The 21,697-nt window shown below is 60.7% G+C and carries 17 protein-coding genes and 1 pseudogene; 6 read left to right on the forward strand and 12 right to left on the reverse strand.

What is annotated here, in order from left to right:
• Window positions 1-2 precede the first annotated feature (2 nt).
• The 5 genes from HFC70_RS05920 to HFC70_RS05940 form a co-directional block, all read right to left on the reverse strand.
• Window positions 3-1,793, reverse strand: a complete 1,791-nt coding sequence (locus HFC70_RS05920; protein WP_168472295.1) for a nickel-dependent hydrogenase large subunit — start codon at window positions 1,791-1,793, stop codon at window positions 3-5.
• Between the two features lie 23 nt (window positions 1,794-1,816).
• Window positions 1,817-2,899 (reverse strand): hydrogenase small subunit, encoded by a 1,083-nt coding sequence (locus HFC70_RS05925; protein ID WP_210259152.1) that lies wholly within the window; start codon window positions 2,897-2,899, stop codon window positions 1,817-1,819.
• A gap of 271 nt (window positions 2,900-3,170) precedes the next feature.
• On the reverse strand, window positions 3,171-4,616 hold the full coding sequence (locus HFC70_RS05930; RefSeq protein ID WP_168472296.1) for a nickel-dependent hydrogenase large subunit: 1,446 nt from the start codon (window positions 4,614-4,616) through the stop codon (window positions 3,171-3,173).
• Window positions 4,613-5,638, reverse strand: coding sequence for a HupU protein (locus HFC70_RS05935; protein WP_210259153.1), 1,026 nt, complete (start codon window positions 5,636-5,638; stop codon window positions 4,613-4,615). Before HFC70_RS05935 ends, HFC70_RS05930 begins: the two co-directional genes overlap by 4 nt.
• 351 nt (window positions 5,639-5,989) lie before the next feature.
• On the reverse strand, window positions 5,990-7,933 hold the full coding sequence (locus HFC70_RS05940) for a methyl-accepting chemotaxis protein (RefSeq protein ID WP_168472297.1): 1,944 nt from the start codon (window positions 7,931-7,933) through the stop codon (window positions 5,990-5,992).
• Window positions 7,934-8,313: 380 nt separating this feature from the next.
• Here HFC70_RS05940 and HFC70_RS05945 point away from each other — a divergent pair, with 380 nt between their 5' ends.
• Window positions 8,314-9,357 carry an SMP-30/gluconolactonase/LRE family protein gene (locus HFC70_RS05945; RefSeq protein WP_168472298.1) on the forward strand — a complete coding sequence of 348 codons (1,044 nt, stop codon included), beginning with the start codon at window positions 8,314-8,316 and terminating at the stop codon, window positions 9,355-9,357.
• A gap of 147 nt (window positions 9,358-9,504) precedes the next feature.
• Here the strand turns inward: HFC70_RS05945 and HFC70_RS05950 are convergent.
• The 4 genes and pseudogenes from HFC70_RS05950 to HFC70_RS05965 all read right to left on the reverse strand — a co-directional run.
• Window positions 9,505-9,609: pseudogene (locus HFC70_RS05950) on the reverse strand (GntR family transcriptional regulator); the annotation flags it as partial.
• Window positions 9,610-9,649: 40 nt separating this feature from the next.
• Window positions 9,650-10,495 (reverse strand): carbohydrate ABC transporter permease, encoded by an 846-nt coding sequence (locus tag HFC70_RS05955; RefSeq protein WP_168472299.1) that lies wholly within the window; start codon window positions 10,493-10,495, stop codon window positions 9,650-9,652.
• Window positions 10,496-10,501: 6 nt separating this feature from the next.
• Window positions 10,502-11,431, reverse strand: a complete 930-nt coding sequence (locus HFC70_RS05960) for a carbohydrate ABC transporter permease (protein WP_168472300.1) — start codon at window positions 11,429-11,431, stop codon at window positions 10,502-10,504.
• An 82-nt stretch (window positions 11,432-11,513) separates the two neighbouring features.
• On the reverse strand, window positions 11,514-12,761 hold the full coding sequence (locus tag HFC70_RS05965; protein WP_168472301.1) for a sugar ABC transporter substrate-binding protein: 1,248 nt from the start codon (window positions 12,759-12,761) through the stop codon (window positions 11,514-11,516).
• 403 nt (window positions 12,762-13,164) lie between these two features.
• Here HFC70_RS05965 and HFC70_RS05970 point away from each other — a divergent pair, with 403 nt between their 5' ends.
• Window positions 13,165-14,199 (forward strand): LacI family DNA-binding transcriptional regulator, encoded by a 1,035-nt coding sequence (locus HFC70_RS05970; RefSeq protein WP_168472302.1) that lies wholly within the window; start codon window positions 13,165-13,167, stop codon window positions 14,197-14,199.
• A gap of 13 nt (window positions 14,200-14,212) precedes the next feature.
• On the opposite strand, the gene HFC70_RS05975 is transcribed toward HFC70_RS05970, so the two are convergent.
• Together HFC70_RS05975 and HFC70_RS05980 are read right to left on the reverse strand one after the other, a co-directional pair.
• Window positions 14,213-15,148 (reverse strand): alpha/beta hydrolase, encoded by a 936-nt coding sequence (locus HFC70_RS05975; protein ID WP_168472303.1) that lies wholly within the window; start codon window positions 15,146-15,148, stop codon window positions 14,213-14,215.
• Complete coding sequence (locus HFC70_RS05980; protein WP_168472304.1) at window positions 15,145-16,293, reverse strand: Gfo/Idh/MocA family protein; 1,149 nt, start codon at window positions 16,291-16,293, stop codon at window positions 15,145-15,147. The genes HFC70_RS05975 and HFC70_RS05980 overlap by 4 nt, the downstream gene beginning before the upstream one ends.
• 293 nt (window positions 16,294-16,586) lie before the next feature.
• Here HFC70_RS05980 and HFC70_RS05985 point away from each other — a divergent pair, with 293 nt between their 5' ends.
• On the forward strand, window positions 16,587-17,405 hold the full coding sequence (locus HFC70_RS05985; RefSeq protein WP_168472305.1) for a sugar phosphate isomerase/epimerase: 819 nt from the start codon (window positions 16,587-16,589) through the stop codon (window positions 17,403-17,405).
• A 62-nt stretch (window positions 17,406-17,467) separates the two neighbouring features.
• On the opposite strand, the gene HFC70_RS05990 is transcribed toward HFC70_RS05985, so the two are convergent.
• Complete coding sequence (locus tag HFC70_RS05990; protein WP_168472306.1) at window positions 17,468-18,229, reverse strand: DeoR/GlpR family DNA-binding transcription regulator; 762 nt, start codon at window positions 18,227-18,229, stop codon at window positions 17,468-17,470.
• A gap of 216 nt (window positions 18,230-18,445) precedes the next feature.
• Here HFC70_RS05990 and HFC70_RS05995 point away from each other — a divergent pair, with 216 nt between their 5' ends.
• From HFC70_RS05995 to HFC70_RS06005, 3 genes are all read left to right on the forward strand, one after another.
• Entirely contained in the window at window positions 18,446-19,246 is an 801-nt protein-coding gene (locus HFC70_RS05995) for a class I fructose-bisphosphate aldolase (protein ID WP_168472308.1), read from the forward strand.
• A gap of 3 nt (window positions 19,247-19,249) precedes the next feature.
• Window positions 19,250-20,182 (forward strand): PfkB family carbohydrate kinase, encoded by a 933-nt coding sequence (locus HFC70_RS06000; RefSeq protein WP_168472309.1) that lies wholly within the window; start codon window positions 19,250-19,252, stop codon window positions 20,180-20,182.
• 343 nt (window positions 20,183-20,525) lie between these two features.
• On the forward strand, window positions 20,526-21,671 hold the full coding sequence (locus HFC70_RS06005; RefSeq protein ID WP_168472310.1) for a sn-glycerol-3-phosphate ABC transporter ATP-binding protein UgpC: 1,146 nt from the start codon (window positions 20,526-20,528) through the stop codon (window positions 21,669-21,671).
• Window positions 21,672-21,697 lie beyond the last annotated feature (26 nt).

Raw genomic sequence — 21,697 nt, forward strand, 5'->3', positions numbered from 1 at the left:
TCCTATCGCACCTGGACCTTGGCCATTTCCTGTCCATCCGGGCTCATGACATGGGTCGAGCATGCCAGGCACGGATCGAAGGAATGCAAGGTCCTGAGGATTTCGAGCGGCTGGGCCGGATCAGCCATCGGCGTGTCCATCAACGCCGCCTCGAAGGCGCCGATATTGCCGGTGGGGTCGCGCGGCGAACCGTTCCAGGTGGTCGGCACGACGCACTGGTAATTGTCGATCTTGCCGTCCTTGATCTTGACCCAGTGGGCGAGCGCCCCGCGCGGTGCTTCGGTAAAGCCGACCCCCTTGACTTCCGCAGGCCAGGTCTCCGGCTTCCACTTGTCGACGAAAGCGGTACTGGAATCGCCGGCCTTGATATTGGCCATCAGCTTGTTGAAGAAATGGCGCATCTGCAGGCCGGCCCAGTCGGATTCGAGCGCGCGGGCCGCGGTGCGGCCAAGCGTCGAAAAGAGAGCGGTGACCGGCAAGCCAAGATCGGTCAGGAGCTTTTCGACCGGCTCCTTGAATTCGGCCTTGTTCTGGGCATAGCCGACGATCCAGCGGGCCAGAGGTCCCACCTCCATGGCGTTGCCCTTCCAGCGCGGCGACTTGATCCAGGAGTATTTTCCGGCCTCGTCGAGTTCCTCGATATTGGTGCGCGTGCCCTTGGCGTTGGGACCGAGCACGTAATTGGGCTCCGTCACGCCGTCCCATGGATGCAGGCCCTTGGTCTCGTCCGGATACTTGTACCAGGAGTGGGCCACGAATTCCTGGATCTCGTTTGGATCCTCGAGATCGACCGGGAAGACCTCGGCCAAATTGCCGTTGATGATTGCCCCGCGCGGCAGCTTCAGGCTCGCCTCCGAGTAGTCATTGGCATGTTCGGGAACGTCGCCATAGGACATCACGCATTTGCTCGACAGCCCGCCGCCATAGAGCCAGTCCTTGTAGAACGAGCCGATCGCCTTGACGTCAGGAACATAGACCTTGGCATTGAACTCGATCAGCTGGTCGATGATCGAGGAGACATGGTTCAGCCGCTCCATATTGATCGCGCCGACGCCGCCTGTGCCGTCGACATTGATCGGACAGGGCACGCCGCCGACCAGCCAGTTCGGATGGGGGTTCTTGCCGCCGAAAATCGTATGGATCTTGACGATTTCCTTCTGGAAATCGAGCGCCTCGAGATAATGGGCGACCGCCATCAGATTGGCTTCGGGCGGCAGCCGGTAGGCCTTGCTGCCCCAGTAGCCGTTCTTGAACGGGCCGAGCTGGCCGCTTTCCACGAACTTCTTCAGCCGCGTCTGGATATCCTTGAAATAGCCGGGTGAAGACAGAGGCCAGTCAGAAATCGACTGTGCCAGGGCCGAGGTTGCCTTGGGATCGGCATTCAGTGCGGAGACCACGTCGACCCAGTCGAGGGCATGGAGGTGATAAAAATGCACGACATGATCATGCACCTGCAGCGCCAGCTGCATCAGGTTGCGGATCGAATTGGCATTGTCCGGAATGGTGATCCCCAGCGCGTTCTCGACCGCGCGAACCGAGGTCAGCGCATGGGTGCCGGTGCAGACGCCGCAGATCCGTTCGGTGAAGGCCCAGGCGTCGCGCGGGTCACGATTCTTCAGGATGACCTCGATGCCGCGCCACATGGTGCCGGTGGAGACGGCGTTGCGGATGATGTTGTTCTCGTCGACATTGACCTCGACGCGCATGTGACCCTCGATGCGGGTCACCGGATCGACGACGATGCGCTTGCCGGAATTGTCGAGCGAGAAGCCGTTCGGTGTTTGAACTGTCATGATGATGTTCCCTGCCCTGGTTGTTATGCGTCGGTTTTTTCGCGCTTGGAGGTAACCCGCTTGACCGCGGTGATTGCGGCATGGGCGGCAACAGCGCTACCGACGACGACCGCTGCCGTGGCGCCGATCTTGTCGGCATTGGCCTCGATGCCGAACTGGTTGATGGTGGTCAGCCGGTCGTAGAAGCTGCCCTTGTCCCAGAAACCGTCCTCCGAACAGCCGATGCAGCCATGCCCGGACTGGATCGGGAAAGAGACGCCACCATTCCAGCGCACGGTCGAGCAGGCGTTGTAGGTGGTCGGGCCCTTGCAGCCCATCTTGTAGAGACAGTAGCCCTTGCGGGCACCTTCATCGTCCCATTCCTCGACGAACTGGCCGGCGTCGAAATGCGGGCGGCGATAGCACTTGTCGTGGATGCGCTGCGAATAGAACATTTTCGGCCGGCCCTGCCGGTCGAGTTCGGGCAGCTTGCCGAAGGTGGTGATGAAGGTGACGACGCCGGTCATCACCTCGGCGATGGGCGGACAGCCCGGAACCTTGATGATCGGCTTGTCGCGGATGACCTTGTCGATCGGGGTGGCCTGGGTCGGGTTCGGCTTGGCGGCCTGGACGCAGCCCCAGGAGGCGCAGGCGCCCCAGGCGATGACGGCCATGGCGTCTTCCGCCATCCATTTGAGCTTTTCGACGAAGGGCCGGCCGCCGTCGATGCAGAACATGCCGTCCTCGTTGAGCGGTGGGTTACCCTCGACGGCGAGGATGTACTTGCCCTTGTACTTTTGCTTGGTCTCTTCAAGGATCGCTTCGGCCTGATGGCCGGCCGCCGCCATGATCGTATCGTCGTAGTCGAGCGAGATCATCGACAGCACCACATCCTTGACCAGTGGATGGGCCGAACGGATGAAGCTCTCCGAACAGCAGGTGCATTCCAGCCCATGCATCCAGATGACCGGCACGCGCTCATTGGTTTCGAGCGCCTGGGCCATGGTCGTTGCCGTGCCCGGGCCGAAGCCGAGGCTGGCGGCCGTCAGGCTGCAGAATTTCGTGAAGCTGCGCCTGGTGATGCCTTGACGGCGAATGACATCGTAAAAGGTTTCTGTTGCTGCCATGATGCTCCTCCGGCCTTTCCACCCCTCCGGCCCGACCCAATGATCAGGGCGGGCGTGGTGGATGAGGGTTTGCAAGAAGCAGACCAGATTGAGAACAGCTCCAGTATTTGCTCTATGTAATTGTTTATTATGTGTTATTTTTGGTGCCAAATTTTGGCGACCAGCGGCGTTCGACGGATCGATGCAAGCAACATTTTCACTGCTGGAAATTCTGTAACCGGCTGTGTGCTGTTTCAGCCAACAGAATGTTTCAATCGAGCCAGGAAACGCTCTAATGCGCTGTGCAGACCATGCAGGGATCGAAGGAGCGGATGACGTGTTGAAGGGCGGCCGATTGCGCGCCGAGCCCGCCGGTATCGAGCCCGGCCAGGGCGGATTCCAGCGGTCCGGGAACGCCCGCCGCGTCGCGGGGCGAGAAGTTCCAGGTGGTCGGTGCGATGATCTGGTAGCGGCTGATCTCGCCGCCCTTGAGGCTCACCCAATGGCCGAGCGCGCCGCGCGCGGCCTCGACCAGGCCTGATGCAACGGCATCGTCCGGCAACGCGAAATGGGCGCAGAATTCGTCCTTCAGGCGGAGTTGCCTCAGCCATCCCTGCATCGCATGAACGAGAATGGCCGTCTCCACCAGCCGGGCGACGATGCGGGTCTTCACCGAGGTGCCGCCGTCGCTCGCCAGCAAGTTCGCGATCAGCGGATGCTGCGCCACGGCAAGACGCGCGGCTGCACCTGTCTCGGCCGGGCTTCCGGCAAGCCGGGGGGCCTTGGCCCAGGAATAGGCACCGTCCTTGGCAACCAGCGGCACCGTATCGGCTTCCGTCGGTCGCTTGTCGGTCTCGGCAAACCAGGCATGGGCGACATCCTCCGAGATGCCGGCGACATCGAGCGGCAGAACGCGGCCCTGCGCATCCACCATGCCACCGGGCAGCAGGGACGACTGGCCGTCGTGATAAGCGCCATAGGACAATAGCAATCCCGGCCCCTTGCCGACGCCGGTTAGCTGCAAGTCGTCGGCAAGCGTGAGGAAGAACGGAAAATCACCCTGGGACGGGCCTGCGGCAAACTCGTCGAGTTCCGAAACCGTCTCCATCGCCAGGATCGTATCCAGCGACACGCCATAGACGGTCTCTTCCAGGTAAAGCTGGAACTCGCCCAGAAGCGAGGCCAGTTGCACCCGCTCGCCGATATCGATCGCCCGTGTCGTGCCGCCCGGCTGGAAGGCCAGCGAATGCGGCCATTTTCCGGCAACCACGCCCATCACTTCGAGCAGGCGCCGTCGCATCGGCAGGAACCGGGCCGACGCGCTGCCGCTGACCGCCTTGAACCGGCGGACGGTCTCCTCGTGCCAGGGGCGGGGGGCATATTCCTCCCGGGCGAAGTCCGGCATGAAGAACAGGTAGAAATGCGTCAGGTGGTCGGCGATGTTTTCGGCAGCATGGGCGAGATTGGCGGCGAGGTAGCCATTCGGTGCCGCCATGCCGCCCGCGAGATTCCGCAGGGCTGTGGATGCCGCGATCGACTGGGATACCGAGCAGATGCCACAGATGCGCGGCGCGATGACCAGGGCGTCAAGCCCCGGCCGGCCGCACAGGATCTGTTCGAAACCGCGATAGAGCGTGGTGGTGACTTCGGCCTTCTCGATGACGCCATCGTTGATCTCGAGGGAAACTTCGAGATCGCCTTCGACGCGGTTGAAGGGGCCGGCAACGATACGGCTCATTCGCTCGAGTTCCCGGTGCGCTTCGGCGCGCGGATCACGCGGTCGGAGGTTGCATTCGTCCTCACCCGCTCGGGCGTTGCCGATTTCGATAGTGCTGCCAGCGCCACGAACCAGGCCTTCGGCATGTCAAGCGGCAGGCCGACCGGGATGCCGCCGATCTTCGGCGTTTCGAGAAAGCCGTTGGTCTCCTCGAATCCGGGCGAGGTGCAGGCAATGCAGGAAAATCCGCCATGGGTGCAGGATCCGCCGCCGTTCCAGCCGCGCTGGTTGCAATCTCCCACGGCCTGCGTCGCCTTGCAGCCGAGATGTTCCATCATGCAGCCGAGATCGGAGAGCTTTTCGGCGCTTGCCTTGAATTCGTAATATTCGTTGCGCTCGCAGCCATGGTGGGCAAGCGTCTTGGCATAGAATTTCGGCCGCCCGAGCCGGTCGAGATCGCGCTCGTCGAAATCGCCCATTTTCAGCGCGGCGATCGTTTCCATGATCCAGCCGGGATGCGGCGCGCAGCCGGCGACGTTGATCACCGGCATTCCGGATCGCGAGCGGTAGCTGCCACCCAGCGCGCCGCCGGATGCGGTGCCTTCATATTGCAGTCCGCAGGCCTCGGCAGGGTCGGGAGACGCGGCATGGATGCCGCCATAGGATGCGCAGGTGCCAACGGCCACGCAGTACTCCGCCAGCGGAGCAAGCCGGCGTACCCATTCGAGCATGGTCCGGCCGGTGCCGGCGAGGCGATTGCAGAGGCCTGTTCCCGACGGACCCCTGAGGATCGATCCCTCGATACAGAGGATATCGAGCGGCGTCTCGCCGGCCGCCACGCTGTCCAGGATGGCGATGGCTTCGACGCCGCTTTCTTCGCTCAGCGACGGATGCCAGAGCAGATCGATGCCGAAGCTGCGCAATTCGCGCGGCCAGCCCTGTGCGCCGTTGTCGAGAACCGACATGGTACAGCCGCCGCAGCTTCCGGCCTGCAGCCACAGCAAGGTCATCGGTCGTTCGGGGCGCGCTTTGCCATAGATCATGATCGCCAAAATCTCGCATCTTCCCGGAAGACGGTCAATGAGGGTGCAACCAATCGGCAGCTGCAAGGGCGGCGCCTGGAAAACCGTCAGTCCAACGGCTCCATTCGCAACGATGCTGCAGCACCCGGCAAAGGCAGAGATATTGCCCCTCGTCGCCATCTCGCCCTCAGATCATGGCAGACCTGATTTTCGGAAATGGCTGCTCCAGAAGGACCTGGGGTTCGAACGACAGCAAAAACAGCAACCCGAGAGCTTTTAGAAAACGCGGGGCTATTCAAGCAATTGATTTTCTAGCGCCTGCGTCATCCTTTGGAACGGGGCAATATAAGCCCCGTCCCTTTGTATAGATGATCAGAACTCAGACCATTCCGGTTCCTGCTTCACAGCAGTGTTGCCCTGGAAGGCTTTGCTCAGCTTCTGGTTAAGCTGGTGTGCAGGGGATGCCGATGGGCGATGGTTGGCGCCGGCAATGACAGTTCGCTTCGCAATTTTCTGCGGGTTCTGTTCAGCGCTTCCGGCCAGCTTGAACTGTGCCATCAGCTTAGAGAGCGCGGCGGCTTCACTCGCAAGACTGTGGCTGGCGGCTGTCGTTTCTTCGACCATTGCGGCATTCTGCTGAGTGCCCTGATCCATCGTGTTGACGGCCGTGTTTATCTCCTGGAGACCGATCGATTGCTCGCGGGATGCTTCCGCGATTGCATGAACGTGTCGGTTTATCTCCTGGACTTCGGAGACGATCACATCGAGAGCCTTGCCGGCGTCACCGACCAGGGCGACTCCTGCCTGAACCTGGTCACCGGACGCGGTGATCAGGGCCTTAATTTCCTTGGCAGCATTGGCAGAGCGTTGTGCAAGTTCACGAACCTCCTGGGCAACAACGGCGAAGCCTTTGCCTGCATCGCCCGCGCGGGCCGCTTCCACCCCGGCATTGAGTGCAAGAAGGTTGGTCTGGAAGGCGATATCGTCGATTACGCCGATGATATTGCTGATTTCATTCGACGATTGCTCGATGCGATGCATGGCCTTGACGGCATTGCGAACCACTTCTCCGGATTTTTCCGCACCATCTCGTGTGCGCGCAACGAGCTGACTGGCTTCGCTGGCACGTTTCGAAGCATCCTTGACCGTGGTGGTGATCTCTTCAAGGGCAGCAGCTGTCTCCTCAACAGAGGCCGCTTGTTGCTCCGTGCGTTTGGAGAGGTCGTCCGCGGAGGAGCGGATCTGGTTGGAGCCTGCTCCAATTGCGCTGGCATTGGCACCGACAGCGTTAAGAGCTTCGTTGAGTTTGATGACGGCCGCGTTGAAATCCTGGCGAAGTGAATCGAGATCCGATGTGAATGGCTGCTCGATGCGGTAGGCGAGATCGCCGTCGGCTAGAACTCCAAGTGCCTTTCCAAGTGCTTGCATGGCCTGCTGAAGATCAGCGGCTTCAGCTGCCTTCTCCTCCTCACGCTTGCGGCGGTCATTTTCGCTCATTGAGCGATCAGATTCAGCCTGTTGCTCAATGCGTATCCGTTCAATCGCGTTGGCGCGGAACACGGCAACGGCGGCGGCCATATCACCAACCTCGTCCTTGCGATCCAGTCCATCGATCGTGGCCTGTGTTTCGCCGGCAGCCAGCGATACCATACGCTCGCGTAATTTCGCCATTGGCGATGTGATGCCTTTGTGCGCGATGGTCATTGCGATGGCCACGGCCAATGCAATACCGGCGAGCATGCCGCAGATGGCATAGAGGATCGTCGCCGAAACAGAGTCAGACAGTTGCTTGGCGCCACTGTTCAAGAGTTCTGCCATTGCGCCATTGTTCGCCCCGAATTTGGGGGACAAGTCGATGATGGCCTGATCGAGTTTGATGGAGAGGGCAGCAACCTGCGCGCGGTCACCGGCAACATGCGCCTTGAGAAGATCGTCTCCAATCGCCTTGAGGCCATCGGCGCCTGCGATCAGCTCATCGATTGCCGTCTTGCGGCTCGGAACCAGGGCCGGAATCTGCGAAAGCCGGTCACGGGCGCCTGAAAATTCCTTGGAAAAGCGGGCAGAAAGATCCTGGAAAGCCGGCGTACCTGGATCCTGTGTCAGAGCGCGGCTCAACCATGTGGTCGATGTCCAGATGCCGGCAGCACCGCGGGGACCAAAGGTCGCCGCATTGCTTTCGCGTTGCAGGAATCCGCTATAGGCGTCGTTTGCAGCATCAAACCTGCCCGCAACAAACATCAGGCCGGCGAGTGAAATGAATCCGAGTATGGCGATGGCCATAAGAAATTTGGTTTTGATCTTCAAGTTCTTGAACATGCGGCTACCTTTAAAAGGGCTAAAAATAGGTGTGGCGCTTGACGGGGAGGGAGGGGGAATTGTGTCGGCGTGGACAACGCACATCATGCACAAGATCGATCAAACCTGATCGGATGTCCCGAATAGCGACGAGACCATGGAGGATTAAAGAAACATTTAAACTTCCGAAGGGCGGATGCATTTTTCGCCGCAGCCCCCCCTCCGATTACCAGATTTTACGGTCCCGTATTCAGGTCTGATTGACCAAGCTCTCAGAAGGCGGACATCGAAGGTTGCGAGCGCTGCTGCGGTTGCTAACAAACCTTGGGCCGTGATTTTGGCTCCCCGTTTCGGCGGTCCAGTTCGATATGAAATCAAATCCTTTTCCGAGAGGTACTCCATTGGATTACACACGCAGAAATATCATTGTCGCGTCGGCAGCGGCGCTCGCGAGCACAGCCGTGCCGAGAGCCGGCAATGCTCAGTCCTTTGAATTCAAACCCAACCAGCGCTACCCGGACCCTGCCGTCACGATTCTTGACCCAAGCTTTGCCAAATACAGGATTAACAGCAGTACGCTCGAACAGGTCGCAACCGGCGCACGTTGGCTGGAAGGGCCGGTCTGGTTTGGCGATGGGCGCTATCTGTTGGTCAGCGACATTCCGAACAATCGTATCATGCGTTACGACGAGGCGAATGGAACCTGGAGTGTATTTCGCGACAACGCCAACTACACGAACGGCCACACGCGTGACCAGCAGGGACGCCTGGTTTCTTGCGAACACCTGACACGCCGCGTGACCCGGACGGAATATGATGGCAGCATCACCGTCCTGGCCGACAGGTTCAATGGCAAGCCGCTGAATTCTCCGAACGATATCATTTGCAAATCCGACGGCTCGATCTGGTTCACGGATCCGCCCTTTGGCATCGGCGGCGAGTGGGAAGGCGAAAAGGCCACGCCAGAATTGCCGCATTCCGTCTACCGCATCTCGCCAGAGGGCAAGCTCAGCCTTGTGACGGCGGAACTCAAAGGCCCGAACGGCCTGGCATTCTCACCTGACGAAAAAAGGCTCTACATTGTTGAAGGTCGTGCCGCGCCGCACCGCATCATCTGGAGCTACGATGTCGGTGCTGACGGTGTTGAGCTGTCGAACAAAACGGCGCTTGTAACCGCTGATGATGGCGGCGGCCTTGACGGCATCAAGGTGGACGTTGACGGCAATATCTGGTGCGGATGGGGCAGCAGCGGCGCTCCCGGGGCAAAGCCGGAAGAGCTGGACGGTGTGAAAGTCTTCAATTCGGCTGGCAAGGCAATCGGGTTCATCCGGCTCCCAGAGCGCTGCCCGAACATTGTCTTCGGTGGTTCGAAAAAAAATCGTCTGTTCATGGCAAGCAGCCATTCGGTCTATGCACTTTACGTTGAGACCAAAGGCGCCGTCTGACATCACCAATGCCAATCGGGGCGGCAGTCTTGGAACGGGTTCTGCCGCCCCTGTCATTGGGGAATGACAGACGCGTGCGACGTTCGGTATTGGCGGCTTTCAATATCCATTCGGCATGGCCCATGTCTAACCTGGCCCCAGCGTAGGTCAAAAGGACAGGTCGAGAACCTTGCCTTCGAACAGGCGATCGCGTGAGCCTTCGAGGTGGTGGTGCATGAAATCGCGGGCGTTTTCGGCGCGGCCGTCGACGATTGTCGCAGGCACTCAGCGATAGGCGGCAGGCTCAGCGGCTTCAGCTCTTGACCGAACCCGCCGTCATGCCGGCCAGGAAATAGCGCTGGGCGACCAGGTAAAGCACCAGCAGCGGCAGCGAGCCGAGCACGCTCATCGCCATCATCTCGTTCCATTCGAAGGCATGCTGCCCCATCAGAAGCTGGATGCCGATCGGCACCGTGCGCAGGTCCATCGACTTGGTCAGCGTCAGCGCGAAGAGGAACTCGTTCCAGGCCAGCAGGAAGGTGTAGACCGCGGTTGCGACAATGCCGGGGATGGAGACCGGGACGATGACCCGCCACAGTGCCGTCCAGCTCGAGCCGCCATCGACCAGCACCGCCTCGTCGAGTTCCTTGGGCAGTGTATTCAGATAGCCCGTCATCAGCAGAACGGCATAGGGCAGCGTGAACACCATGTAGGTCAGGATCAGTGCCAGATAGGTATCGAAGATCCGGAAGGCCACGACCATGCCGAAATAGGGAATGAGCAGCGTGATCGGCGGCACCGTCTGGGTGCTGATGATGAAGATGTTCAGCGTATTCTTGAACCGGAACTGAAAACGGCTGAAACCGTAAGCCGTCACGATCGCGATGAGGAGCGTCAGAACAGTGACGACGCCTGCCACGAAATAGCTGTTGATGAAGAACCGGACTTTGACGGGATCGTTGAAGATCGTCAGATAGGCCGCAATCGTGAAATCGTCCGGCAGGAGCCTTGGCGGCAGGGCGAAGATTTCCCGGTTTGATTTGAGCGAACTGAAGAACATCCAGACGATCGGGAAGGCCGCAAAGACCAGCCCGACGGCAAGCCCGACATAGGTCACCACGGTCGGCAGGAGGGAATGCTTGAAGGAGCGTTTTGCCATGACCGGTTACCTGCGCTGCTGGTGCTTGATATAGAAATAGGTGACGCTCATCGAGATGATCAGAATGACGATGGCGCTCGCCGAGGCCAGCGAAAATTCGTAGCGGGAGAATGCCAGCTTGTAGGTATAGGTCGAGAGCATTTCCGTCGAATAGATCGGGCCGCCGCCGGTGGTCATCCATACGAGCGGGAAGACCTGCATCGTCCAGATGAAATCGAGCAGTGCTATACTGATGATGATCGGCATCAGCTGCGGAATGGTGATGTACCAGAATTTCTCGACCTCGTTGGCCCCGTCGATGCCGGCCGCCTCATAAAGTTCTTTCGGAATGCCCTGCAACCCGGCCAGCAGGCTGACCATGTAGAGCGGATAGCCGGCCCAGATATTGGCGAATGTCAGGGCGTGGATCGCCGTCTTGGTCGAGGAAAACCACTCCACCTTGAAGTCGATGATATGGAGGGCCATCAGCACGCTGTTGACGACACCGTTCGGATCCAGCAGCAGTCGCCAGATGATGGCGATGATCACCGCCGTAAACAGCCACGGCAGGATGAAGAGGACGCGCAGGACGCTGCGGATCAGCGGGTCGACGCGATTGGTGTTCAACAGCAGCGCGAAGGCGAGACCGATGATGAAGTGGAAAACCACGCTCATGACCGTGAAGTAGAGCGTCTGGCCGACGGACTGCCAGAAGACCGGATCCGCGAATAGGGTCAGGTAATTCTGGATCCCGACGAACGCGGCACCCTTTTTCATGATGGCGCCATCCATCAATGAATAGCGCAGCACCATCAGCATGGGAAACAGCATCAGCAAGGTGAGGAGCAGGGTCGCGGGCGACACATAGAGATAGGGCGCCAACCTGCGCAATGTCCTGTAGCGGAATTTGCGCGCTTTGGGCCTTGTGTCGGCCACTGCCGGAGCGGAACCGTTCATGAGACTTTCCAATCTGCCGAAGACTGCGAGGGGCACCGGCAGCGCATGAAGCGCAACCGGTGCCCGTGAATGCGTGGGTTGCCTAGAACTTGGCCAACCAGGCTTTCTGGGTATTGGCCGCAGCTTCCTTGGCGGTCTGGCCGCCGTCGAACATCTTCTGCACTTCGACATTCATGTCGCGCATCAGTTCTTCGGCAACCGGCAGGCCGACAAACTCGTTGGCCGGATAACCGCTCTGGAAGATCTTGAAGGCTTCCGCGAAGATAGGGTCGCCTTTGACGAAGTCCGGCTTCGCATTGACATTGCCCGGGAAGGCGTTGGCGATCGAGACGAGGCGACCGTTCACTTCGGCGCTCATCAGGAATTCGACCAGCTTCCAGGCTTCTTCCTTGTGTTCGCTGCCCTCGCTGACGCCGATGCCCCAGGACGCATAGGGCATGCCGCGCTTGCCGGTATAGCCATCGACGGCCGGCAGGGCGGAAATGCCGAACTTGAGGTCCGGGTTGCGTTCGCGGATGAGGTTCACGTGGGCGAGCGAGTCGACCATCATGCCGACGCGGCCGTTGACGAATTCCTCGACCTTGTCCTGCTCCTTCTTGGCAAAGATGCCGGGTGAAATCACGCCGGCCTTGTTGAGCGACTGGATATAGTCGAGCGTGCCGACAACGGCTTCGTTTTCGAGATCAGGCTTGCCATCCTTCATCATCGAGGCGCCGGATGCCCAGACCCAGGACATGACGTCGTTCTGGATGCCGCCTGGCGATTGCAGCGACAGCGGCAAAACCCAGCCATACTGGTTTTTGGACGCGTCGGTCATTTTCTTCGCGGCTTCGACGAATTCGCTGCGTGTGGACGGCATCGTTTCGACGCCGGCCGCCTTGGCGAGATCGAGGTTGACGAAAACCGGGTACACGAAGGAGGCGAGCGGGAACATCACGCTCTTGCCATCCACCTTGACGATGTCGGTTATCTGGCTCCGGTCATATTTGGCCTTGTCCATCAATTCGTCCAGCGAGGCAATGGCGCCCTGCTTGGACAGGCCGTTGACCCATGCGCCGTCGAGGCCAACCACGTCGCTCAGCGTGCCGGAGGCAGCGCCGACAACGATCTGGTCGCGGGTCGAGGAATAGGGACCGCTGACCAGCGTGACCTTGATGCCCGGATTTTTCGCTTCAAAATCGTCCATGATGCCGCGCAGGGCGCCGGCCGGCATTTCCGGCTCCCACCATTGGATGAATTCGATGGTGGTGTCGGCATAGGCTGCTGTTGCGCAAAGCGCCCATGCTGCAACGGCTGCCCGCATCGTATTGCCGAATTGTTTGAAATTCATGTCTGCCTCCCAGTAGACTATGCGTTGATCGATCCTCCCAGATCGGATTGGAAGTAGGTTCCTGGAGCCATCCCATGTCAACGGCGAAATGCGAAAGCAGCCGGATCGAAGGGCATATTTTCCCTGTTTTTCATGATAAGCTTATGAAATTCAACGATAATAAAAATTTGCGCGCGAAAAATTTCTATCCCAATTTCTATTGCTTGTGGAGCATTATTTCTTTACTTTCGTAAACAAATGAAAGGGTGTATTGAAATCCGATAGCTGTCGTCGCGCATGGTAGGACAATCGCTCGCGAATGGAGAACCGGCCCCTTGCACAGTCTTGGTCCGGACACCGATATGCGGCTTTGAACACTCGGAAATCGCCGCTGCGCGGTGGTTTGCAGGCATTGGGAACGTGAATGGCCAAGAAGACATACAAATCCATGGACGATTTTGCCGGCGCCTGCGGTGTCTCGCGCCCGACGCTTTCGAAATATTTCGACGACCCGACGCAGATCAAGGAGGTGACCCGCAAGCGCATCGAGGCGGCGCTGAAGAAGTCGAGCTTCGAGCCCAATCTCTTTGCCCGCCACCTCAACCGCAAGCGCACCAAGAATATCGGCATTCTGGTGCCGACCATGTCGGATCCTTTCTACGTGCAGGTGGTCTCGCTGATCGAGCTCGAATTGCGCGACAAGGGTTTCTGGCCCGTCCAACTGTCCTCCCATACGCGACCGGAGCTTGAGGAGGAGGCAGTCCGGACACTGATGTCCCTCAAGGTCGCCGGCGCCATCGTTGCGCCTCTTGGGCCTGGTTCGCGTCGTTCCGCTCTGGAGAGGCTGACCGATGCGATCCCTGTCGTCTGTTTCGACAGCCCCGCCATGTTCGACCTGCCCTTCGTCGGCAACGACAACGCGCAGAGCGTCGCTGCCATCGTGCAATATCTCTGTCGGTCCGGCGAGCCGCCGATCTTCCTGGATGTTCCCCATATGCTGGCCAATACCAACGAACGGACGGAAAGCTATCGCGCTACGATGATCCGCGAGGGGTATTCGCCTGAGGTCATCGAATGCGACGCGCCGCCGTCCTGGGAGTTCGAGCGGCTGGGCTATGAGCAGATGCAAAGAATTCTCTCGAAGGGCGGCCTGCCGGGCAAGACGCTTCTGTGCGCCAACGACCGCTTCGCCTTCGGCGCCATGGCGGCGGCCTTTGCGTCCGGACTGAAGATCGGTCGGGCGGAAGGCTGCGACGTGCGGATCGCCGGCCACGACGACCATCCGCTCAGCCGCTATGCCTGTCCGTCCCTGACGACCATGGCCCAGAATGCTCAGGAGATCGCGGCCAAGGCGGTTGAAATCCTGTTGCTCAGCATGGAAGACGATGCCGCCGATCGCGAGCTTGCCGCCAACAGGGTCATTCTGGAGGCAACACTGGTGATGCGCGATTCTGCCTGACAGCCTATCCGTCTCATCCCCCGAATGCCGGATCCATGGAGCGCCATGCCTGCGCGATTGCGTCCAGAGCGTCGCGCGCTTCCGGTATGGCGCCGCCCATGGAAAGAAATCCATGGATCTGCCCAGGCCAGATGCGCAGGCTGGCGCGCGCTTCCGCCTGGAGGAGTTCGGCATAGGCAAGGCCCTCTTCGAACAGCACATCGTGTCCGGCCAGCACGATGAAGGCCGGCGCAACATCCTGTAGTGAGGCCGCGCAGAGTGGTGAGGCGCGCCAGTCGGCCAGATCTGCGCCCGCCGGCAGATAATGGTCGCGAAACCAGCGCATGCCGGCCGCCGTCAGGCCGAAATCCTGGCCATAGCGCCGGTAGCTGTCCGACGCTTGGCGTTGATCCGTGACCGGATAGATCAGGACCTGTCCTATGATGGGTGGCACTGCTGCATCGCGGGCCATCAAGGCGAGGATGGATGCCAGATTTCCACCGGCGCTGTCGCCGGCGACAAGAATACGTTTCGGGTCGATGCCGAGCGCGCCGGCCTGTTCGTTCATCCAGATCAGTGTGGCGGCGCAATCCTCGACTGCGGCCGGAAAGGGGTGTTCCGGTGCCAGCCGATAATCGGGCGAGACGACCACAGCCCCGACGGCATTGGCAAGGATACGGCAGATATCCTCGTGGGTTTCCGGCGCGCCGATCACCCAGCCGCCGCCATGAAGGTAGAGCAGCGCCGGCGCGTCATGGTCAGGCGCGCCGCGCCCGCGCCAGATCTTCAGCCTGATGTCACCGATCCGGCGTTCCGTTACGGCATCGACCTCTTCGAGCGGGTTCTGCATCCGGGAAAAGCCATCCAGATACTGCTGCCTTGCCTCCTGCGGTGTGCAATCCTCGACAGGCTTTTCCGGATCGCCCGGCCAGGTAAGGGCGCGAATGGCGGAGGCGTCCAAACCACTCATGCCAGCAGGCTCGCCGCTTCGTCTTCGCGCAATTCCTTCGGCTGCGCCACCGTGCCAGCAATGGTCTGCGCAATGCCGGTTTCGCCGGCCCGCAGGATGGCCTCCATGATTTCAAGCACATGCAGTGCCAATTCGCCGGAAGCCCTTGGCGGCCGTGCCTCGGTGATCGAACGGGCGAGATCGGCCAGGCCGAGCATGCGGTAATTGGCGCGATCGGGTGCGGCGACCGGCCAGTTGATCGCGCCGAACAGGTGACCCGCCGTATCCGTTTCCTGCCATGGCGCTCCGCGGTTCGAGATGGCGACGACACCGCCGAAATTGTCCGGATCGGGAAGGCGAAGCGATCCCTCGGTGCCGTGCAGTTCGATCGGGTGATTGGAGTGGCGGAACACATCCCAGGAGGCGCCGAAGGTGATGCTCGTGCCGCAATGGAATTCCAGGATGGACAGCACGCTGGTCGGCGTGCCGACCTTGAAGCTCGTGCCCTTCTTCGGCCCGTCCGCCGTGATGAACCGCTCGTCCTGGCCGCTGGTCGCCACGGCCTGGACGCGGCGCACGGGGCCGAGCAGGTTGACCATCATGGTCAGGTAATAGGGTCCCATGTCCATGACTGGGCCGGCGCCGGGCTGGTAGTAGAAGCTGGGGTCCGGATGCCAGTGTTCCATGCCGCGGCCCATCATGAAGGCCGTGCCAGTGACCGGCTTGCCGATGGCGCCTGCCTCCATCTGCCGGCGTGCATGCCGACCGGCCGCCCCCAGAAATGTGTCCGGTGCTGATCCGAGCGACAGGCCTTTGGCCGCAGCGGCCTCCACCAGCTTGCGCCCTTCGGCAGCCGTGACGCCGAGCGGCTTCTCGGTAAAGACATGTTTGCCCGCGGAAAGAGCCTGCATCGAAATATCGAAATGGGCAGCAGGAATGGTCAGGTTCAAGACGAGGTCGATGTCCTTGTCGGCCAGCAAAGAATCGACATCGGCGGCACGCAGTCCGAATTCCGCGGCGCGGCGGTGTGCTGCGGCCATGTCGAGATCGGCGCAGGCGGTGATCGCGACGCCCCTAAAGAGCGGTGCATTGCGCATGTAGGCCATGGAAATGTTTCCGCATCCCACCACGCCGATTCGAAGTGCCGTGTCGTTTGTCTTTGTCATGTGAATGCCTGGTCCTGCCGGATTGAAGAGGGTGGATAGAGATGCGGAGTGACCGCCGCTTGAACGCAGAGAAGAAATTATGTTGACGCACGGTAACATTTAATCTTACGTAGTGACAAGACACTTGGAGGCGTGTCGATCCCCTTAACTTGTCGAACTCACGGCATTTGTCGCGCCATCTCGGGCGACGCATTCTTGGCGGACAAGGCAAAGCCGCGCCTGCCCGTCGATGCACGGCTCAACGGCCGTCTTTCGCATCGGCGCGACGATCAACGGACAGTCAGGACCACGTTATGAAGAGCACAGACTTGAAAATCGGCTGCCAGACTTTCACCTGGGAAATGCTGGGGAGTGGGTGGCAAGGCGGACCGGACGACCTGCTGCGCGCCATCGCCAAGGGCGGCTATGCCGGTATCGAAATCACCGATACGATGATCGGCGGCTATGCGAAAAAACCCGAAGCCTTCGCCCGCGCCCTTGGGGATGCCGGCCTGACGCTGGTGTCCTTTGCCTTCGGCTCGCAAAGTGGTTTCACGTTGCCCGAGCAGATTGCGGGCGACCTGGAGGCGACGCGCCGCTGGGTGGATTTTGCGGCGAACTTTCCCGGCGCTCTCGTGTCGATGGGCTCGGCAACCGTCGTCTCCGACGGGCCGCGCGCCGACAAGTTCGCGGTTGCCGCCGAATGCTACAATCGCTCCATGGAGATCGGCAAGGCAGCCGGCGTCACGGTCGCGGTCCATCCCTCATCCCATCACAACACCTTGCTGTTGACGCGCGCCGATTATGACGCGCTCTTCGCCCTGCTTGAGCCGCAGGTTGGCTGGGTGCCGGACACCGGCCATATCCTGCGCGGTGGCCAGGTGATGGCCGATACGCTCGCCGCTTTCCGAGACCGCATCCGCTACGTCCACCTGAAGGATGTCGATGCCAGCGGCACCTGGACGATGCTGGGCGAAGGCGCATGCGACGTGCCGACGGTCATCGCGACGGTGCGCGAAGCGCCGCTGTTTAACGGTTGGATCGTGGTGGAGGAGGAGTCTGAACAGGCGGGCATGGATCCCGCGAGCGCCGTTCGGGCCAATTACGAGACTTTACGCCGGCTGGGCGTTTGAGTGCAGGGCTGAAATGCCGACGCAGTTCGGGGCCTCAGCCCCTTTTGCGCCCGGCATGTTGATCAGGCATAGCGGACCTCGACGCCCAGCTTGTCGAGCCGGTTTCGGATGCTGTGCGGCATGTTGCTGTCGGTGATAACAAGGTCGACGCGCGACAGGGAAAAGGCCTTGGAGGAGGCGCCGGTGTCCCATTTGCTGGAATCGGCCACCAGCACCACGCGACGCGCCATGCGCACCAGATTGCGCTTGGTCCGGGCGATGTCTTCCGAGACATCCACCACGTCGAATGCCTGGTCGATCGCATGGGCGCTGACAAAGGCCTGATGGGCCACTAGGCCGCCGAGAACCTTGTCGGAATCCGAGACGATCGTGCTGACCGTACTGGGAAAAACCCGGCCGCCGATCATGTGGACGTCGAGGCCTGGGCGATACATGAGGTGCTGGGCGATGTTCATCGCCGTCGTCGCCACCACGACATTATTGACCGGCGGCATCTGCATGGCGACCTGGAGAAGCGTCGATCCGCTGTCGAAGACGATGGACTGGTTGTCGATGATCTGCCGGGCGGCCATCTGGGCGATCCGCCGCTTGGCGTCGAAATTGCGCTGCATGCGCTCTTCGAAGGCCGCAGCCGGGGAATCCGCAGGAATCGCGATCGCTCCGCCATGGGTTTTGATCAACTGCTTCTTGGCATCCATGATTTCGAGATCGGAGCGGATCGTGACCTCGGAAACCTCGAAGAACTCGGCAAGCTGTCGTGTACGCGCCTGACCGACCCTTTGAAGTTCGAGCAAAATCTGGTGCCGTCTTTGCTCTGCAAGCATCTGTAACCTCGACCGCTTCCTGCGCCGTGAGAGCTTTCGAATTTCGAAAGTCCGCTGATCGTTTTGATAGGCCAATTCAAGATTACTATCAATCGGGGCCATAGAAAATCATACGCTAAGTGCTAAACGAAAGAAATCGAAATATTGAAAGTTGTTTTATTTTCGCGCTAGGGTCTGGTCAACATCAGCCTCTGCAAACATGAAGGAACTATTGCCATGGGCCTCGGAACCAAAATTCGCCTCTCGCGCCTGTTCTCCAATCCGTCCGGCAAACTGTTCGGCGGCGCGGTGGATCATTTCGTCGGCTACGGCAATGTGCGCGAAGGCGGCCTTGCGGACCTGCCGGGCGCCCTGCGCCGGGTGATGGCCGGCGGACCTGACTATGTCAGCATCCAGCCGGGGGCCGCGCGCCACCTGTGGGAGGAATATGCCGGCAAGGCAGCGCTGGTCATCCAGGCCGGTTGCTTCACCGCCGACGACCGCATCCGCCAGCTTATTGCGACGCCGGAAGACGCCGTGCGCTATGGCGCCGACGCGCTCGCGGTTGCCATTCCGGTGCGCGGCAATACGGAAGGCGAATACATCCGCTGGCTGACCGATACGGTGAATGCCGCGGCGCGTTTCGAAATGCCCGTCGTCGCCCATGTCTATCCGCGCGACTTCTCCGATGGCGGCAAGATCGTCTTCACCCCGGATGAAATTGCCTACGCCGTGCGCATCGGTTACGAGACCGGCGTGGATGTGATCAAGGTCGGTTATACCGGCGATTTCGACTCCTTCCGCGAGACGGTCGCGACCTGCCCGGTCCCTGTCGTGATTGCCGGCGGGCCGAAGACCGAAACGCTGCTCGGCGCACTGACCCAGACATCGGACGCGCTTCGCGCCGGCGCCAAGGGTGCGGTCGTCGGACGCAATCTCTGGGGGCATGGCGACACCACCAAGGCAGCGCGTGCCTTCAAGCTGGTCATCCATGACGGCATGGCGCCGGCAGACGCCCTGGCCGCCGCGGGCCTCTGAGCGATGTCGCGACCTTTCCAGGTTCTGGGTTTCGGTGCGCTTGCCATTGACGACATCCTCTATGTCGATCGGCCACTGTCGTCGGGCAAGGGAAAGGTCACTAAACGCGCCATGGACCACGGCGGCAACGTGGCCACCGCCCTGGTGGCCATAGCCCGCCTCGGCGGCCGCGCCGCCTTTATCGGCTGGTTGAATGACCAGCCTTCAAACGATGTGGGCGGGCGGCAACTCGAGCACGATGGGGTGGACACATCCCTTGCGCCGCGGGCCGCGGGCTCCCTGCCGATCCGTTCGGTGATCACCGTCGATCCGGACGGCGACCGCTTCATTGCCTATGACGACGACGTGTTGCACGGCACGTCGCTCACCCTGCCGGATGATGTGCTGGTGCAGGCGCCGGTCCTGCTCATTGACGGCTATTCAACCCATTCCGAAGCCGTCGTCGCGCGGGCGCGGGCCTTGGGTCTGTCTGTCGTCGCGGATATCGAATGGACGATTGGTGCTGCCACCGACAGGATCATGGCTCTCACCGACCACCTCGTGCTGCCGCTGGCTTTCGGTCGATCCTATACCGGGCTGACCGCGCCCGAGGCGGTGCTCAACGCGCTGTGGTCAGAAGAACGATCCGCCATCGTGCTCACCGACGGCGAAAACGGCTCTTATGTGCGTCAGAGGGAGGGCGCCACGCGGTGGCATTTCCCCGCGTATGCCGTACGGGCGGTCGATACCACCGGTGCCGGGGACTGCTTTCACGGTGCCTATTGCCTGGCGCTGGCGCAGGCAAAGGCGCCGCTCGATTGCGTCGCCTATGCCACGGCCGCCGCCGCCGTCGCCGTCACGGCGCGGGGTGGCCGCATGGGTCTTCCCGACGACAGCACGTGCCGCCAGCGGATGGCTGCGGAAGGCGCGCCCGTTCCCATCCCGCTCGCCGGGTGACGATGCAGGCCAAACGGTCTTCTAGCGGCGGCGATCCCGATCGGCCCGCCGCGTTTGGCGTTTCCTTCCTGCTGTCGAGCTTTCGCCTGAAGTGCTATTCAGCTGAAGCCGGGGATGCATAAAATTACGCGCGTCAAAAAATAAAATCCCATGCATATAGATAAATAAATACAATAATAGCATTTTAGATCAATAACTTAAGTTTCAGGATGGCGATCCATTCTCCATCATAGGACGTTTTTTGTATTGACTTTGTGTCGCACTCCTGAGCTTTTTGTCGAGGAGCCGGTAGCGGGGAAGAGGGTCGCTCATCGGTATGTCGGAATGACAGGAGGAGATTGTCGTGGCCGTGGTTGTTCTGGATAAAATCTGCAAGACCTATGGAAACAACTACCATGCGATCAAGGAGTTGAGCCTGACGATCCACGATGGCGAATTCCTGATCCTGGTTGGACCATCCGGCTGCGGGAAATCGACCGCGCTGCGCATGATTGCCGGCCTGGAGGAGATCACCAGCGGCACGTTGAGCATCGGTGGACAGGATGTCGTCGATCTTCCGCCCAAGGACCGGGATATCGCCATGGTCTTCCAGAACTATGCGCTCTATCCGCACATGACCGTGTTCGACAACATCGCGTTTTCGATGAAGCTCGCCCGCAAGAGCAAGGCCGAGCGCACCAAGCGCGTCAACGAGATCGCCAAGATCCTGCAGCTTGAATCCTTGCTCGGCAACAAGCCTGCCCAGCTCTCCGGCGGCCAGCGCCAGCGCGTCGCCATGGGCCGTGCGATGGTTCGCGAACCGGCAGCCTTCCTGATGGACGAGCCGCTATCGAACCTCGATGCGAAGCTGCGCGTGCAGATGCGGGCGGAAATTGCCAGCCTGCAGCGGCAACTCGGCGTGACGACGATCTACGTCACCCATGACCAGACCGAAGCGTTGACGATGGGCGACCGCGTGGCGGTCCTCAAGGGCGGCGTGCTGCAGCAGGTCGATACCCCGAAGGCGCTCTACAATCGTCCGGTCAACGCATTTGTGGCCGGCTTTATCGGCTCCCCGTCGATGAACCTCTTCGAGGGACGCCTGCAGAATGGCAGCATCCATCTGCCAACCTTCTCGATCCCCCTGCCGATGAGCGCTTTCGAGCGGGCGCCCGGTCTTTCGGACTTCGAGGGAAAGCCGGTTGTTTTCGGTATCCGTCCCGAAGCGCTGTATGACAGCCGCCTGCCGTCCGGTGCCGCATTCCCCTCCATCCCGGCCGTCGTCAAGACCATCGAGGAACTCGGCTCCGAACTGATCGTGCATTTGAATGTCGAAGCGGTTCGTGTCGATTCCGGTGACCCGGATGCCGTCGAAGACCTGCGGGGGGCTGCCAACGCGGTCGCGAAATTCGAGGCGACCAGCACCGTGGCGATCGGACAGACGATCGATGTCGCCCTCGATCCGGCCAAGCTGCACTTCTTCAATCCCCAGACGCACATGGCGCTGTGATGGCCCTGCCCGGCGGCAGGTGACTG

Source organism: Agrobacterium sp. a22-2 (genome assembly GCF_012276985.1).
Taxonomy (GTDB): Bacteria; Pseudomonadota; Alphaproteobacteria; order Rhizobiales; family Rhizobiaceae; genus Allorhizobium.